The 16015-nt window shown below is 57.3% G+C and carries 12 protein-coding genes and 2 riboswitches; of the genes, 3 read left to right on the top strand and 9 right to left on the bottom strand.

The window, feature by feature from the left end:
- Nucleotides 1–204 precede the first annotated feature (204 nt).
- The 3 genes from AM218_RS07870 to AM218_RS07860 all read left to right on the top strand — a co-directional run bounded on the left by AM218_RS07870 (nucleotide 205) and on the right by AM218_RS07860 (nucleotide 3617).
- Nucleotides 205–531, top strand: coding sequence for a hypothetical protein (locus tag AM218_RS07870; RefSeq protein WP_157547576.1), 327 nt, complete (start codon nucleotides 205–207; stop codon nucleotides 529–531).
- Between the two features lie 198 nt (nucleotides 532–729).
- A riboswitch (SAM riboswitch) is annotated at nucleotides 730–843 on the top strand.
- 330 nt (nucleotides 844–1173) lie between these two features.
- On the top strand, nucleotides 1174–2631 hold the full coding sequence (locus AM218_RS07865) for an amino acid permease (protein ID WP_054413348.1): 1458 nt from the start codon (nucleotides 1174–1176) through the stop codon (nucleotides 2629–2631).
- 119 nt (nucleotides 2632–2750) lie between these two features.
- Complete coding sequence (locus AM218_RS07860) at nucleotides 2751–3617, top strand: CPBP family intramembrane glutamic endopeptidase (protein ID WP_082318123.1); 867 nt, start codon at nucleotides 2751–2753, stop codon at nucleotides 3615–3617.
- Between the two features lie 117 nt (nucleotides 3618–3734).
- Here AM218_RS07860 and AM218_RS17180 read toward each other — a convergent pair whose 3' ends face one another.
- From AM218_RS17180 to AM218_RS07815, 9 genes are all read right to left on the bottom strand, one after another.
- Nucleotides 3735–5222 carry a TSUP family transporter gene (locus tag AM218_RS17180; protein ID WP_071843876.1) on the bottom strand — a complete coding sequence of 496 codons (1488 nt, stop codon included), beginning with the start codon at nucleotides 5220–5222 and terminating at the stop codon, nucleotides 3735–3737.
- Nucleotides 5223–5315: 93 nt separating this feature from the next.
- Nucleotides 5316–7025 carry an NADPH-dependent assimilatory sulfite reductase hemoprotein subunit gene (locus tag AM218_RS07850; RefSeq protein WP_054413345.1) on the bottom strand — a complete coding sequence of 570 codons (1710 nt, stop codon included), beginning with the start codon at nucleotides 7023–7025 and terminating at the stop codon, nucleotides 5316–5318.
- Between the two features lie 49 nt (nucleotides 7026–7074).
- Complete coding sequence (locus tag AM218_RS07845) at nucleotides 7075–7791, bottom strand: DUF2490 domain-containing protein (protein WP_082318122.1); 717 nt, start codon at nucleotides 7789–7791, stop codon at nucleotides 7075–7077.
- A 16-nt stretch (nucleotides 7792–7807) separates the two neighbouring features.
- Nucleotides 7808–9649, bottom strand: a complete 1842-nt coding sequence (locus AM218_RS07840; protein WP_054413343.1) for an assimilatory sulfite reductase (NADPH) flavoprotein subunit — start codon at nucleotides 9647–9649, stop codon at nucleotides 7808–7810.
- A gap of 52 nt (nucleotides 9650–9701) precedes the next feature.
- Nucleotides 9702–10499: a uroporphyrinogen-III C-methyltransferase gene (cobA, locus tag AM218_RS07835; RefSeq protein WP_054413342.1), complete on the bottom strand. Its 798-nt coding sequence runs from the start codon at nucleotides 10497–10499 to the stop codon at nucleotides 9702–9704.
- Nucleotides 10500–10657: 158 nt separating this feature from the next.
- Nucleotides 10658–11944, bottom strand: coding sequence for a sulfate adenylyltransferase subunit 1 (locus tag AM218_RS07830; protein ID WP_054413341.1), 1287 nt, complete (start codon nucleotides 11942–11944; stop codon nucleotides 10658–10660).
- Nucleotides 11945–12004: 60 nt separating this feature from the next.
- Nucleotides 12005–12916, bottom strand: a complete 912-nt coding sequence (gene cysD, locus AM218_RS07825; RefSeq protein ID WP_054413340.1) for a sulfate adenylyltransferase subunit CysD — start codon at nucleotides 12914–12916, stop codon at nucleotides 12005–12007.
- A gap of 65 nt (nucleotides 12917–12981) precedes the next feature.
- Nucleotides 12982–13803: a phosphoadenylyl-sulfate reductase gene (locus AM218_RS07820; RefSeq protein WP_054413339.1), complete on the bottom strand. Its 822-nt coding sequence runs from the start codon at nucleotides 13801–13803 to the stop codon at nucleotides 12982–12984.
- Nucleotides 13804–14112: 309 nt separating this feature from the next.
- Nucleotides 14113–14204: riboswitch (SAM riboswitch) on the bottom strand.
- A 321-nt stretch (nucleotides 14205–14525) separates the two neighbouring features.
- Nucleotides 14526–16007 carry a lipopolysaccharide biosynthesis protein gene (locus AM218_RS07815; protein WP_054413338.1) on the bottom strand — a complete coding sequence of 494 codons (1482 nt, stop codon included), beginning with the start codon at nucleotides 16005–16007 and terminating at the stop codon, nucleotides 14526–14528.
- Nucleotides 16008–16015 lie beyond the last annotated feature (8 nt).

The raw sequence follows: 16015 nt of genomic DNA, 5'->3' as shown, positions 1-16015 counted from the left end.
TATGGTAGGTGCCTGCTTATTTTATTAATAAAAAAAGTCATAACTCACTAACGGGTACCTTCTTGTTTAACTTTTATATAGGGTGCTTTATATTTATATCAACACAATTAACTCAAAAGCAAAAACTACTCGAAAAGAAGGTGGTTTCCCTGCTGATTAAAAATTATTAGCCGGGAATAGAATGTTGAATATTTTCTGTTAGGTTTGTATATAGTTTACCAAGAGAAAAATTATTTTTTCCTTCGTTTCTTTATTCCCACCTTATTTTCTTTACACATGGCATTTGATTTCGGTCAACTCGAAAACGCCCTCAACGCCGCTAAGAATAGCGAAATCGTGAAAAAAGATCTGCGCAAAGCAGTTCGCAGCGTTTCTTCGGCTATTACTGCACTCCAGGAAGCTGTTTCCCAAATGGAAACGGTTCTGGCAGATGACTACCAGCCGGCTCCTAAAGAGCGTAAGCCCCGCGTAGCCAGCACCGGTGGTGCAAAGCGTGGCCGCAAGCCTAAAAACGCCCAGCCAGCCAGCTAATTCCTGGTTCTGAGCTCAAGAAGGAGCGCCCCTGACTATCTGGTCAGGGGCGCTCCTTTTTTATTTATCCATCTGCTAAACGTTAATTTCAATTATAGAAAGTGCTATTGTGAGGGGTTTCTTTAAAGGTGTTTGTTTGCAAACCCATTAATCCGGTTTTACCTTTGAGGCATCAATTCTTTCTAGCCCAAAGGATTGTTTTTATACAGAGACGCTGAGAGAAAGGCTCTACGATGCGTCGGCAACCTCCGCCAATGGCCGGAACGGTGCCCAACCGAAGGTCAGTGAAGCTTCTTCCTGACAATATAAAAACAACACACCGTGGACTTTTTCCCCCGCTTTCCTGCCCCGCTTTTTGCTTCTCCCGCCTTCCAGCGCGTGCCTTTCCGTGCCGCCTGTTGTTGCGCCGGATGTTGTTGCTGTTAACCAGCATAAGCGCCATCCTTTCATAGGATAAGTGCCCTGAAGTTCAACTTCTCTTTTTCCTTTTCGGATTTCTGGCCTGCCTGGTTACGGAAGTGAGGTAACGCCCCATGGTTATGCGTGGCTCTCGCGGTCCCTTTCGTCACTGGCTACCCCCAGAAATCAATTAACCCTACGTGTTCCGAAGGCTTGACTCCGGCTGACACGACTACCCGATTTATGCTTAAAAAATCACTCGAACTGCTGCGGCAGGAAGCGGCCGAAACCGGCGCGCATACCTTAAAACGAAGCCTGAACGGCTTCAATCTGATTGCCATTGGCATTGGGGTAATTATCGGAGCGGGCTTGTTCTCGCTCACCGGCATTGCAGCCGCCAATAATGCCGGTCCGGCCGTTACTCTGTCGTTTATAGTGGCGGCCGTGGGCTGTGCTTTTTCGGCCTTGTGCTACGCTGAGTTTGCCTCCATGGTGCCGGTTTCCGGCTCTGCCTATACCTATGCCTATGCTACCATGGGCGAGCTGTTTGCCTGGATTATTGGCTGGGATTTGGTCCTGGAATATTCCGTGGGCGCGGCTACGGTAGCCATTAGCTGGTCGCAGTACCTGTTGAAATTCCTGAGCAAGTATGGCATTCATCTGCCGCCCCAGTTGGTGATGTCGCCGTTTGAAACGGCGGCTTTGGCCGATGGCAGCACGGTGCATGGCTTTGTGAATATTCCGGCCATGCTCATTGTGCTGGCTATCACGCTCATCATCATTCGCGGTACGGCGGGCTCGGCGTGGTTTAATGCGCTGGTAGTTACCCTGAAGGTGGCCGTAGTGCTGGTGTTCATTGCCCTGGGCTGGCAGTATATCGATCCGGCCAACTATCAACCTTACATTCCGCAGAATACCGGCGTGTTCGGGGAGTTTGGCTGGAGCGGTATTCTGCGGGGCGCGGGCGTGGTGTTCTTCGTGTTTATTGGCTTTGATATTGTGGCCACCATGGCCCAGGAAACCAAGAATCCGCAGAAGAATATGCCCATCGGCATTATCGGGTCCCTGCTGATCTGCACGGTGTTGTTTGTGCTGTTTGGCCACGTAATGACGGGTTTGGCCAACTACACGGAGTTTAAAAACAGCGCCGCGCCGGTAGCCATTGCCATTGAAAAAACGCCCTATGCCTGGCTGTCCTCGGCCGTTATTCTGGCTATTATCATCGGCTACACATCCGTTATTCTGGTGGATTTGCTGGGGCAGAGCCGGGTATTTTTCTCCATGGCGAAGGACGGGCTGCTGCCGCCGGTGTTCTCGCGCATTCACGAGCGGTTCCGCACGCCGCTGCAGTCTAATCTGCTGCTGGGGTTGTTTATTTCTGTGTTCGCGGGCTTTGTACCGATTTCAGTGGTCGGTGAAATGACGTCCATTGGCACGCTGCTGGCTTTCGTGATGGTGTGCATCGGCATTCTCATCATGCGCAAGAAAGAGCCCGATGCCCCGCGCGGCTTCCGCACGCCCTGGGTGCCGCTGGTGCCTATTCTGGGTATCGTCACCTGCCTGATTATGATGCTTTCCCTGCCGCTGGACACCTGGATTCGCCTGTTTGTATGGTTGGCCATTGGGTTGGCTATTTACTTCGGCTACGGCAAAAAGCATAGCAAACTGGGCCTGAAAGCAAAGGCCAGGCAAACAGCATAGCAACGCCGATAGTATGGACTAAACAGGCCGGGGCATCCGCTCCGGCCTGTTCTATTTTGTTTGATGGCTATCAGTAGCTTTGACCTCCCTTTATTTTTACTAATCTATTTTATCATCGAATGGAAACAACTGTATTGGAGCGGCCTATAGGAGTTTCTGATCAGCCGGCTTATCCAACCATTAGGGAAAGCTGGGCCTTTGTTGGCTGGTATCTGCTGGTAGTATTTGGAGTGGGCGTGCCACTCTTTCTATTGGGTGAAACAGTATTCTCATTTTCCCGATCTGTCACGGTCGTGGTAATAACCATTGCCGCTAATCTGAGCTTGTTAAGCATATTGCGCTGGCGGGCCGGCACGCGCTGGTTGCCCATTCGCCTACAAGGCCAGGAAAGCGCTTCGCTGTATGCGGTAATGCCTGTACTGATATTGACTGCCATACTGGTACTTTCTCTTCTGGATTTGCTGCACCTGCCCAATTGGGCAGATAAAACCTTCCAAAACCTGGCAAACACCCCGGTGTTGGCTTTCGTGATGCTATGCGTGGCGGCGCCGGTTCTGGAAGAGCTACTATTTCGGGGCGTATTGCTGCCGGGGTTGTTGCGAAATTACCCCCAGCGGCCCTGGGTGGCCATTGGCCAATCGGCGCTGGTGTTTGGCATTATTCACGGTAACCCGGCGCAACTGGTAGGAGCAGGACTGTTAGGCTTGCTATTGGGGTGGCTGTACTACCGGACCAGCTCACTAGGAATATGCATAGTCGTCCACGCACTCAATAATTTTGTAGCCTTTCTGGGTATGGTGGTGGGTGGCAAAGAACTGGTAGACAAATCGATAGTGGATATATTCGAATCCTGGTGGGTATATGCCGGGGTAGTGGCGCTGAGCGCGCTGGTGCTGTACTGGCTGCTGCGCCGGATATGGTTTATGACAGAGCCAGTGGTTACTGTGTCCTTACCTGAGGAAGCTGGTCAGGCCGCTTTGCTGTAGATAAAATTGTTGTAGATAAAGCGGATTCGTTGAACAGCACAAAGCCCCGTCGTGGAAACGACGGGGCTTTGTGCTGAAACACCCAGGGTTAAGTATATCCGCTGCCGGCAGCCCAGGCTACAGCAGCAGTTTACGCAACGACCACATACTCCACACAATCACCATCAGGCCCACGCCCACAAACATCCAGCGCACGGGAATGCGGCCGGACAAGCGGGCGGCCAGCGGAGCCGCGGCCACGCCACCCACAATCAGCCCTAGAATAATCTGCCAGTGCGAAATGCCAATGGTGGCAAAAAAGGTAACGGCGCTGGCAAACGTGACAAAGAACTCCGTGACGCTTACCGAGCCGATAACATACTGCGGCGTGCGCCCGCCGGCAATGAGCGTGCTGGTAACCAGCGGGCCCCAGCCGCCACCGCCAAACGAATCTAAAAAACCGCCGGCGGCCGCCAGCACCCCGAGCTGCTTATGCTTTTTACGCGGGCCGGGTTTGGAAAAGGCTTTGGAAATAATGCGCAGACCCAGCAGCAGCAGGTACACGGAAAGAAATGGCTTTACATACTGGGCATATTCGTCTCCAAACTTAGACAGCAGTAATGCCCCCACAATAGCGCCCAGCACCCCCGGAATCAACAGCACTTTAAACAGCTTGCGGTTCACGTTGCCGAAGCGGTAGTGATGGTAGCCCGAGGCGCCGCTGGCAAACATTTCGGCGGTATGAATGCTCGAACTAACGGCCGCCGGCGAAATATTGAGCGTCATCAGGCTGATGGCGGTAACTACTCCGTAGCCCATTCCCAGCAGTCCGTCAATGAGTTGCGCGCCAAACCCAATGGCTACAAAAATGTAGAACGTTTGGGAGGACGTAGCCATATCCCACACCTGCTGCCACGTAAAGTAGTAGGAGAGGATGTTGAAAATCAGCATCACTGCGAAGGACAGCAACGAGCCCGTAGCAATGTGCCGCCACCGCGCCGCTGCCGGCGACTCATACGCCGGCCCGCCGGCCAGCTCCGCCGTCACCTCATTCAACGACTTCACTTTCCGGGCGAAGTCGCCGCCTACTTTCTCCCGAATCACCGTCATGTGCTGCAGCACGTCGTGCAACTCGTGGGGTAGGGCATGGGTCAGCATTTCGCGCAGGCGCTTGGCAATCGTCGGCGACTTACCGTTGGTGCTGATGGCAATTTTCAAGTCGCCTTTCTGCACAATGGAGCCCATGTAAAAGTCGCAGGCCTCGGGGGTGTCGGCTACGTTGCACAGCAGGCGCTGGCGGGTGGCATCGGCTTTAATGCTTAGGTTGAGACCTTTATCGTTGGTGGCCACAATCACCAGGTCATGGCCTACCAGGTCGGTGGGGTGGTAGGGCTTTTCGCGCAGCTGTACAGAGGGGTGCTGCGCGGCCAAGCGCTGCAGTTCTGGTGAAAACCAGGTAGCCACCACCGTTACCGCGGCGCCGGGACTGTTCGCCAGCATGGCCGAGAGCTTCTCAAAGCCAACGGCGCCCCCACCAACCAGCAGGACATGCAGCTGCTCCAGCTTCAGAAACACCGGAAACAGCCGGTTGGTACCGGACAGCGGCGGCGGTTCTGGCTGGGGCATGGGATTATTAGAGGAGAGAGGCATTTTGGTTGTGTTCAGTGGAGAGAGGAGAGCAGAAATCAGGCAGCCGAATGGAAGACTGCAAAAGCGGACTTACTGATGAAAATCGAGTCCGTGGGTGGTGGGCTGTACATAGCCCTTACGTATCACAAAATCCCCAAACGACTCCTGGGGTTGGCGGTGTTGGGCGTAGTCGGCCAACAGAGGCGTAAGCTCCTGCACAATGCCGTCTTCATCCAACATTTCCTTGTAGAGCTTGTTCAGCCGCTCCCCGTTGAAAGCGGCGCCGAGGTACAGGTTGTAGCGCCCAACCGCGCGGCCCACCAACCCGATTTCGCCCAGGTAGGGGCGGGCGCAGCCATTAGGACAGCCCGTCATCCGCAGCAGAATATCATCCTGGCTAAGGCCTTGCTGGCGAATGACTTGCTCTAATCTATTTAAAAGTTTTGGAAGATACCGCTCGGCCTCGGCAAAAGCCAGGCTGCAGGTATTAAGCGCCACGCAGGCCAAAGCACCCCGCCGCAGGCCGGTGTGTACCTCGTTGGCCTCCACCGGCACGCCGTTTTCCGAGAGTGTGGCCTGAATGCTGAGCTGATGCTCGGGGGCTACGTTGGCCAGAATCAGGTTCTGGTTGCCAGTGAGGCGGAAGTCGCCGGTATGGAAACGGGCAATGTCGCGCAGGGCGGTTTTCAGGCGGCTGTTTTCCGTGTCCTGAATGCGGCCGCCCTCCACAAATAGTGTCAGATGCCGCGCCCCATTCGGACCTGTATTCCACCCGAAAGCGTCGCCTGATGAGCGAAAGGTATAAGGACGGGCAGGGTCCAGGTCGAAACCCAGGCGGCGGTTCAGCTCCTCTTTAAATACGTCCAGCCCTACACGGTCCAGAGTGTATTTGAGGCGGGAGAATTTGCGGTTTTCGCGGTTGCCCCAGTCTCGCTGAATGGTCACAATTTTCTCGCACACCTCCACTACTTTCCCCGCCGGAATGTACCCAATGATGTCGGCCAGGCGCGGGTAGGTGTCGGGCATACCAAAGGTCATGCCCATGCCGCCGCCCACCGCTACATTGAAGCCCAGCAGCTCGCCGTTTTCCTCAATGGCAATCAGGCCCAGGTCGTTGGCGAAGATGTCGGTGTCGTTGTAGGGCGGTACGGCCAGCGCAATCTTGAACTTGCGGGGCAGGTAGGTTTTGCCGTAAATCGGCTCCGCATCTTCCTCGCCTTCATTCGGCGCGCTGCTGTAGGTCGATTCCCCATCGAGCCATAATTCCCAGTAGGCGGAGGTGCGCGGTGTGAGGTACGCCCCAATGGCTTTGGTGATGTCATATACCTGCTCGTGCACCCGCGACTGGTACGGGTTGGGGTTGAACATGACGTTGCGGTTCACGTCGCCGCAGCCCGCAATGCTGCCCAGCAGCACGTCATTAAAGCCCTGAATGGTTTCTTTCAGATTGCGCTTCAACACGCCGTGCAGCTGAAAGGCCTGGCGGGTGGTGAGCTTGAGCGTGTGGTTGCCGTAGGTATCGGCCAGCTCATCCATGCGCAGCCACTGCGCCGAGGTGGCCACGCCGCCGGGTACGCGCACCCTTATCATAAAGGAATACAGCGGTTCCAGCTTCTGGCGTTTTCGCTCACTGTCCAGGTCGCGGTCCGTCTGCTGGTAGGAGCCGTGGAATTTGATCAGGTGGGTATCGTCGGGGAAGAGGGCGCCGGTAATGGGGTTTAGCACGCTCTCGGCCAGGGTGCCGCGCAGGTAGTTGCTGGCATCCTTCACGTGTTCTACTTCGGAGAGTTTCTGCGACATATTGCGGGAAGCCGGGCTACTGAAGCAAAGGAGCTCAGTTACCGTTTGGCTATGATTTTGGGGTAGAGGAGGAGGAAAAGTCCAGATCCTTGGAAAGGGTGAGGCGCAGGGCGTCGCGCTGGTAGTACTCGGCGCGGTGGAAACGGCGCTGATAGATATGCAGGTAGCCTAACTCAGCGGCCAGGCCGGACCGCACTTGGAACTCCGCGGCGGCATACACCCGGTTCTGATCGAAGCTATCGGTATTCAGCATCAGCTCATCTGCCGCGCGCAGCTTCCAGCGCGGCGTAGTTTGCCAGTCGGCTTGCACCCGGTAGCGCACCCGCTGCCGAAAGTCCCACGCCTCGGTCCGTTGCCCTTCCGCTGCCGTGGCCAGCCAGCGCTGCTCCACCCGCAGGCGGTTGTGCAGGCGAACATTGGTGCTGATCGGAATGGTGTAGGTAGCTTCTTCAAACACCCGCCATTCCGGCAAGACCAAGTCGCTGGTTTGCGGCTGGCGCGAATACGTGCCGCCCAGTGCCAACTCCAGCGGTAGGGCTATGCGGTAATGCAGATGCTGGTGGGCAATCAGCTGCCATTGCTTGTCGGGGCGGACATAGCGCCGCTCATCCAGCTCAATGTGCCACGTCCAGCGGGGTGCCAGTTTCACCCGGAGGTAGGACCGCAGCCAATAGCCCTGCTGGTGTGAGGTTACGGGAGCCGTCTGGGCCCAGCCCGACTGCGCGGCTAAGCAACCTACCAACAAGAAATAACGAGCAAACGACATCGGGAAGGCTGAGGGGTTAGTACACGTCTTCGAGGTAGCGGCGCTGCTTGCGGAGCTGTTTTACATACTCTGCGGCATACTCGGCATTCCGGCCGCTTTCCTGCGCTACAATGGTTAATAGCGCCTGGCGCACATCAGCCGCCATGCGGTTTTTGTCTCCGCACACGTAGAAGTAGCTGCCATTTTCGAGTTGGTCGTACACCCGCCGGCTTTGCTGCAGCAAGCGGTGCTGGATGTAGAGCTTCTCCTGCTGGTCGCGGGAAAAAGCCACGTCCAGGCGGTGGAGGGTACCGTGCTTGAGGTGCTGCTGCCACTCGGTCTGGTAGAGGAAATCGGTGGTGAAGTGCGGGTTGCCGAAGACCAGCCAGTTCTGTCCGGTGGCATTGGTTTCGGCCCGCTCTTCCACAAAGGCCCGGAAGGGTGCTATGCCCGTGCCGGCCCCTACCATGATGATATCTGCCGCGGAATCCTGGGGAAGCTTGAAGTACTCGTTGCGGTCTACCCACACCCGGGCAGTATCGCCCACGGTCAGCATATCGGCCTGGTAAGCGGAGCAGGCGCCGTGCTTGCGACGGCCGTGGGCCTCGTAGCGCACCGCCCCTACGGTGAGGTGTACTTCTTCGGGGTGCGCCAGCAGGGAGCTGGCAATGGAATAAGCCCGCGCCGGCAGAGGCCGCAGCACCGCCGCCAGGTGCTGCGCCGAAAGCTCCACTGGAAACTCGCGCAGCAAATCGGCCACATCACGGCCGTATAGGTAAGCAGGTAGTTGGGTTTTGTCCGCGAGGATTTCGCGGAGTTTGGGATGTTTCGGGGCCACGGCGGCGTAGCGCTCCAGCACGTCGCGCGTCAGTACCGATATTTCCAGGCGCTCCGTCAGCGCAGCTTGTAAGTCCAGCTCGATGCCGTTGAGTTGCACCGGGGCGCTGGTATCCAGGCAGCCGGCCAGTACTACTTCCCGCACCAATTGGGCCTGGTTTACGGGCTGTACCATCAGGGCGTCGCCGGCTTCATACTGAATACCGGAGCCGGCCAGAGAAAACTCCAGATGGTAGGTTTCCTTGGCTGAGCCGCGGCCGTTCAACTGAATTTTCTCCAGCAGCTCCGCGGCAAATGGGTTATGGCTGGTGTATTCTACCCGCTCTTCCAGTTCCGTTTCGCGGGCCGCTAGCAGGGGCTGCGGCGTCCGGGTTACATTCGCGGAAACCTGGTTGATAACGGGCGCGGTAGCAGCCACCGATTGGGCAATTACTTCCAGCACCTGACTGGCCCAGCGTTTGGTTTCGGCTTCAAACTCCACGTCGCAATCTACCCGCTCCACCAGCCGCTTGGCACCCAGCTCGGCCAGGCGCTGGTCGAACTCAAAGCCGGTTTGGCAGAACTGCAGGTAGCTTTTGTCCCCGAGGGCCAGCACGGCATAGCGCAGCTCGGGCAGCCGGGGGGCGCGGTTGCTGAGCAGGAATTGGTGCAGCTCTTCGGCCGCAATGGGTGGGTCGCCTTCGCCCTGGGTGCTGACTACTACCAGCAACTGCCGCTCATTTTTCAGCTCCTTGGTGGGGTAGTCGTTCATGTCGCGCACTGTTACCTGCAGGCCGCGCTGCCGGGCAGCATCAACCACCAGACCCGCCGCTTTCTTGCTGTTGCCGGTTTGCGAGCCGAACAGGATAGTAAGCGTAGCAGTGTCCGCCGCGGGAGCAGCGGCTGCGGCAGTTTGGCTGAATGGCAAGCTGCCCGCATCACCCGCGGCCCGACCATAAAAATAGCCGCTCAGCCAGAGTAGCTGCTGGTCGCTGAGGCCGGTAGAGAACTGCTGCAACGTAGCCTCATCAAAGCCGATAGGAAGCGTGATAGAAGATGACATAGCGGGAAGGGTTCAGGTTAGGGCCGGAAGTTGGGCTCCCGGAACAGTCAAATCAGGCTACTTCCGCGTAGGCGGTTGCCGTAGCAAACCCAGCGTTAGGCAGCACAGTACGTAGGATTTCAGGCGTGGCAAGCCGGGTTACTTCGCCAATGATGATAATGGCCGGGGCGCCAATACCGGCCGCCAGAGCGCGGGCCGGCAACTCGGCCACCGGCCCGGTCACTACCTGGGCATTAGGCAGGGTGCCGTTCTGGATAATGGCGGCCGGCGTATCGGCCTGCCCGTTTTCACTGAACAAACGCACAATGTTTTCCAGCTCACCCAGGCCCATCAGGATGACCGTGGTAGTGCGGGACCGGGCGGCTTCCATCACACTGGCCGCCAGCTCGCCGCTGGCGGTGGTGGCCGTTATCACCCGAAACCCTTCGCTGGCCCCGCGGTGCGTAACCGGAATGCCCACGCTGCCCGCCGCCGCTACCGCGCTGCTGATGCCGGGCACGTAGGCCGTGGTCAGGCCATGGGCTTCGGCAAAGAGCATTTCCTCCCGGCCCCGGCCAAACACAAATGGGTCGCCGCCTTTCAGCCGCACCACGTGGCCGTACCGGTGGGCGCACTCCACAATCAGGGCGTTGATTTCGTCCTGCGAGTGGCTGCGCATGCCCCGGCGCTTGCCCACGGGAATTAGCATTGCTTCCGGCCGGGTATGCTGCAGCAGTGCCCGGTTGGCCAGGGCATCGTAGAGTACCACATCGGCCTCGCCCAGCACCCGCGCCCCCTTGAGCGTAAGTAGCTCCGGGTCGCCGGGGCCGGCACCGAGGACCGTCAGACGGGGTTGGATTGGAAGTGACATAGCAGAGGAGAAAGGGAGGAAGAGCTGGCTGTCATGTCAAGTGTTGTCGAGACATCTCGCGTGCTGATTTTGCAGTGCTAATCACTATTCACCACACTAGCGAGATGTCTCGACTTCGCTCGACATGACGCTCTTTTCAACCCAAACTGTTTATCGTTTTAGATCGAAAAGGCAACCGGCGGCGACGTTGGCGCCGTGAAGTAGTTGGCATTGGCTTCGCCGATGAGGCCGGCCGCTACCGTGTCGCCGCTCAATTCATCTACCAGAATGAAAGAGCCGGTGGTGCGGTTCTGGTGGTAATTGTCCACGGCCAGCGGAACGGCCGTTTTCAGGCGCACCCGCACGATGTCGTTGAGCTGGGCTGAGTCGGTGGCGGCGCGGGCAAAGGTGTGCACGTTTACTTTGTGCAGGATGGCCGGAACGGCCGCTTTCACCAGCGCCGAATGATGCTGCAGCAACAACTTGCGGCCGGGCCACAGGGGCTGCTCACTCATCCAGCACAGCGTCGCTTCCAGCTCCCGCGTCAGGGTGGGCTCGTCGTGCAGCGGGACAATGGTGTCGCCGCGGCTCACGTCCACGTCATCGCGCAGCCGAATGACCACGGCCTGCGGCGCCGTGGCCGTTTCCACTTTCTGCTGGCTTACTTCAATAGCTTCAATGGTTGATTCCTGCTCCGAAGGCAGGATGCGCACTTTGTCGCCGCGGCGGTACTGGCCGCTCAGCACCTGGCCGGCATAGCCGCGGTAGTCGGGCAGCTCCGGCGTTTGCGGGCGAATAACATACTGCACCTGGAAGCGGGGAGCGGCGGCCACTTCCACCGCGCCGGGCACACTTTCCAGATGTTCCAGCAGGCTGGGGCCCGCGTACCACGGCAGTTGCCGGGAGCGGGTTACCACGTTGTCGCCGTTCAGGGCGCTTAGCGGAATGGCCGTGGCTTTGGGCAGCTGGAAGTGGTCGGTGAGGGCGGCGTAGTCGGCGGAAATCTGGTTGAATATCGTCTCATCATACTGCACCAGATCCATCTTGTTCACGGCCAGCACAAAGTGCTGGATGCCCAGGAGCGCGGCAATAAGCGTGTGGCGGCGCGTTTGCTCAATCACACCCTGGCGCGCATCCACCAGCACTATGGCCATGTCGGCGTTGCTGGCGCCCGTCACCATGTTGCGGGTGTACTGCACGTGGCCGGGCGCATCGGTAATGATGAACTTGCGACGGGGCGTGGTGAAGTACTTGTAGGCGACGTCAATCGTGATGCCCTGTTCCCGCTCGGCACGCAGGCCGTCCGTCAGCAGGGCCAGATCCACTACGCCGTTGGAAGCCTGGCGCTTTTCCAGCGCGGCCAGTACATCTAGGGAAACAGATTCAGAATCGTAGAGCAGGCGGCCAATCAAAGTGCTTTTGCCGTCGTCGACGCTGCCGCAGGTGATAAATCGGAGAAGGTCCATATTGGGGAAGCGTGCCAGGAGGCAGCCGGTAAATAGTAGTTTGAAAAGAACTGCCAGAGGCTAGAAATAGCCGTTGCGCTTCCGGTCTTCCATGCCGGCTTCCGAGATGTTGTCGTCGAGGCGGGTAGCGCCCCGCTCACTTACTTTAGCCAGCAACAGATCTTCAATAATGTCCTCCACGGTGGCCGCGTCGCTCTCCACGGCGGCAGTACAGGTGGAGTCGCCCACGGTGCGGAAGCGCACCTGACGGGTCACAATTTCATCGTCCTGATCCAGCCGGATGTGCTCCGTGAGGCCCAGCAGCTGGCCGGAGGGAAGCACCACACAGGTGCGCTCATGGCCGAAATAAATATCGGGGAGGGCAATGTTTTCGCGCTGGATATAGCGCCACACGTCCAGCTCCGTCCAGTTGGAAATGGGGAATACGCGCACGTTTTCGCCCTTCTGAATGCGGCCGTTGTAGATGTTCCACAGCTCGGGGCGCTGGCGCTTGGGGTCCCACTGGCCGAACTCGTCGCGCACGGAGAAGATGCGCTCCTTGGCTCGGGCCTTCTCTTCGTCGCGGCGGGCACCACCAATGCAGGCATCAAACTCAAACTCCTCAATAGTCTCCAGCAGGGTATAAGTCTGCAGCGGATTGCGGCTGGGGTATTTGCCGCCGGGCTCGCGCAGACGCTGCCGCTTGATGGTTTCCTCCACGCTGCGCACAATCAGCTTCTCTCCCAGCTGTTCGGCCAGCGCATCGCGGTAAGTCAGCACCTCGGGGAAGTTGTGGCCGGTATCCACGTGCACCAGCGGAAAAGGAAACCGACCGGGCCGAAAGGCTTTTTCTGCCAGACGCGTAAGCACAATGGAATCTTTGCCACCGGAAAACAGCAGCGCGGGCCGCTCAAACTGGCCGGCCACTTCCCGAAGAATATGAATGGCTTCGGCTTCCAGCCGGTCGAGATAATCGAAAGTTGGGGTACTCATGAGAAGGATAATAATTTGTCATGCAGAGGCGCAGCCGAAGCATCTCGCGTGCTGATGTTGAAAGGCTATTCAGACGTCAGCACGCGAGATGCTTCGCTGTGCTCTGCATGACGTTCTGAGTGCATCGGTTCTACCACCGGGTCGGGGCCATTGTGCGCGGCTGTGGTGTGCAGCCCGCATTCTTTGGCCGATAAGTCTTCCCACCACCAGCGGCCGGCGCGGAAGTCTTCGCCGGGGCCAATGGCGCGGGTGCAGGGCGCGCAGCCAATGCTGACGAAGCCCTGCTGGTGCAGTGTATTCACCGGAATGCTGTGCTGCTGGGTGAAAGCCACCGCCTCCTCCCAGGTCCAGTCGAACAGGGGGTGAACTTTGACGAGGTTGTGCGCGGCGTCCCACTCCACGGGGTCCATGGTCTGGCGGTTCTGGGACTGTTCGGCCCGAATGCCGGTTACCCATGCCTGCTTCCCGGCTAAGGCCCGATTCAAAGGCTCTACTTTGCGGATAAAGCAGCATTCCTTGCGGTTGTCCACGCTCTCGTAGAACGAGTTTGGCCCCTTTTCCAGGAGCAGATTTTGCACGCCGGCCTGCTGCGGGAAGAACACCTCAATGGGCTTCTGATACTTGAGCAGCGTCTTGTTCCAGGTAGCGTAGGTTTCCTGGAAATTGCGGCCGGTATCCAGCGTAAACACCTGAATGGGCAGGTCGAACTCAAAAATCAGGTGGCTGATAATCTGGTCTTCCAGCCCGAAGGAGGTGGAAAACACGGCCTGCCCGGGAAAGTATTGGGCCACGAGGCGCAGCCGCTCCAGAGCCGAAGCCTGAATCAGCCGGGGGCGCAGGTCGTCCAGCAAGGCAAGAACGGCCGGCGCAGCATTTACTGCGGACATAACAGGAAAAGGAAGGGGAGAACCGGGCAGCAAGCCCATGTTCCGGCCAAACAATGGCCCCGGCAGCGGGCGGCGTTACAGCGCAACGACGCGTAGTGCCCGGCGAGGCAGAAGGCGGGGTGTACAGCTACGGAGCACTAAGCGCACAAGCGCATCAGCGGGCCTTCAGAAGCACACAACCAGAAAAGCGGGAGGGGCGTGGTGCTAACAACAACAGGGCATACCCATCATGGCACAACACCCATGCTGTACAGCAGAGGCGGTGGCGGATGTGGTAGCGGAGTTGAGGAAGCGTTTCACAGTTTGTTGTTTTTATATGTTCAGGACTTGGCACCGTTTCGGATGGTCCGCTGGTTGCCGGCGCTTCGTAGAGCCTGTCTCTCCACGCCTCTGTATAAAAACAATCCTTTGGTAAAGAATTGATGCCCCAAAGTTAGGAGGCGAAATTTTATACTTCCAAATTTTATTTTTTCAGTTGCTGCTGAAAAGGAACGGATCAGCGGCTGTTTCAGGAATATAATGCTGGCCTAAAGTATAAAATAAAATATCCTGAAATTGTAGTTGACAGAACCATTATATCAAACTTGATATTTTGCTGGAAAAGTGGTCTTAAGTCACTTTATGGCAATAAATATTACTTGAGAGCAGCCTTAAAAATAAGAAAATGAACAAATAAAAAAATCAGGCTATGAGAAGTCTGATTCATGAAATGCTTCAATTTCTTAAGTCTTAAACCGGGTGCCTATTTTTTGCAAGAAGGGGAGGGCTTCCGGGGCTGAATTTGTCAGTAAAAGCAGGCCAACATATACCACAGTCAGCACACCGGAGCGGAGCAGCATCGTCAGAAACGGGGTGCCCAAATCTGGCATCAGCCAGCCACAAACTCCGGCAATAGCTGCTAAAAAGACGATGAGGGGAATGCGCCAGGTGAAGGGCTGCATGCGGTAGCTATACCACACAAACCAAGTGCGGGCCACATTAATACTGGTGAGGGAAAGCAGCGCGGCCAGGGCCGCCCCGGTAAGTCCCAGGGCTGGAATCAGCAGCAAATTGAGGCCCACCGTGACCAGCGCCAGGGAGATATTGAAGATTAAATCGTAGCGGTAGCGCGGGGACGTTACCACAATCAGCCCATTTACGCCCGTAATGCTGTCGAATAGCCGGCCCATGAGGAGGAGCAGCACGGCTGTGGTGCCAATGGCGTACTCGGGACGGTGAATAAGGTGGTAGATGAAATCCAGATTGAGGCTGATGCCCAGCGCCAGCCAGCAGCCCAGCGTAGTGAGCAGGCGCGTGGTATTGCGGTAGAAATCGGCCATGCGGGACTGGTCGTTTTCCTTCCAGTACTCGGCCAGCAGGGGGAAGGCAATTTTGCTGAGGGCCCGCCACGGAATAGTGAGGGCGGTGCTGATGTTGATGGCAATGGCATAAACGCCGGCCGCGGCCAGGTTTATTTTGGAGCCCAGCATCAGGGAATCCACCGTCATTATCACGGTGCCCGAAATATTGGAAAGCAGCGCAAAAGCCCCAAAGTTTACCAGCTCACGCACCGGCCGCACGCGGAATACCGCCCTGGTAGGCCGCAGATGCAGCTCCCCGATATAAGCCAGATAACCCGTGAGCAAAAGCGTAATCAGGCTGTTGACCCCAATGTAGGCCAGCACAAACTGGTGGAAAGTCAGGTAGCCGGTTCCGAATAAAAAGGCGGCGCCCGCAATGAGTATCCGCAGGAGAATTTCCTGCAGAAAGGAAGAAAACGCCGTGTGGTACAGCCCTTTCAGGTAGGCATCCTGCAGGGAGTATAGCAGCGTAAAAAAGGCCAGCGCAATGCCCCAGAGGTAATAAGGTCCCAGCAGGCCGGCATCGTGCGAATACAAACTCAGAATGACCGGCTGGCCCAACACGTAGAGGGCGGTAACCACCGCAAAGCCCACCAGGGGCAAGCCCAGCAGCAACGGCAAAAAACCGTGGTGGCGGTTTTCGGCGTCGCGGAAGTATGGGAAAAACCGGATGCCCATACTGGCAAACCCCACCGCCGATAGCTGCGCAAAAATGGTGGCAATGGACACCAGTACCTGCGTCAGTCCCAGCTGGCTGGGCGCCAGAAACCGCGGCAGCAGCAGCGTAGTATTCACAAAGCCCAGGGCCAGCCCAAGGTAAGAAATCAGGGTATTGCGCAGTCCCTGCCGCTGAACGATGCCCAAGTTGTTGG

The sequence above is a fragment of the Hymenobacter sp. DG25A genome (assembly GCF_001280305.1).
GTDB lineage: Bacteria > Bacteroidota > Bacteroidia > Cytophagales > Hymenobacteraceae > Hymenobacter.
This window is presented reverse-complemented; position numbering and strand designations above follow the sequence as displayed.

Coding starts and splice junctions, on each gene's coding strand:
- AM218_RS07865 (WP_054413348.1), top strand. CDS start 1,174: ATGCTTAAAAAATCACTCGAACTGCTGCGGCAGGAAGCGGCCGAAACC.
- AM218_RS07860 (WP_082318123.1), top strand. CDS start 2,751: ATGGAAACAACTGTATTGGAGCGGCCTATAGGAGTTTCTGATCAGCCG.
- AM218_RS17180 (WP_071843876.1), bottom strand. CDS start 5,222: ATGCCCCAGCCAGAACCGCCGCCGCTGTCCGGTACCAACCGGCTGTTT.
- AM218_RS07850 (WP_054413345.1), bottom strand. CDS start 7,025: ATGTCGCAGAAACTCTCCGAAGTAGAACACGTGAAGGATGCCAGCAAC.
- AM218_RS07845 (WP_082318122.1), bottom strand. CDS start 7,791: ATGTCGTTTGCTCGTTATTTCTTGTTGGTAGGTTGCTTAGCCGCGCAG.
- AM218_RS07840 (WP_054413343.1), bottom strand. CDS start 9,649: ATGTCATCTTCTATCACGCTTCCTATCGGCTTTGATGAGGCTACGTTG.
- cobA (WP_054413342.1), bottom strand. CDS start 10,499: ATGTCACTTCCAATCCAACCCCGTCTGACGGTCCTCGGTGCCGGCCCC.
- AM218_RS07830 (WP_054413341.1), bottom strand. CDS start 11,944: ATGGACCTTCTCCGATTTATCACCTGCGGCAGCGTCGACGACGGCAAA.
- cysD (WP_054413340.1), bottom strand. CDS start 12,916: ATGAGTACCCCAACTTTCGATTATCTCGACCGGCTGGAAGCCGAAGCC.
- AM218_RS07820 (WP_054413339.1), bottom strand. CDS start 13,803: ATGTCCGCAGTAAATGCTGCGCCGGCCGTTCTTGCCTTGCTGGACGAC.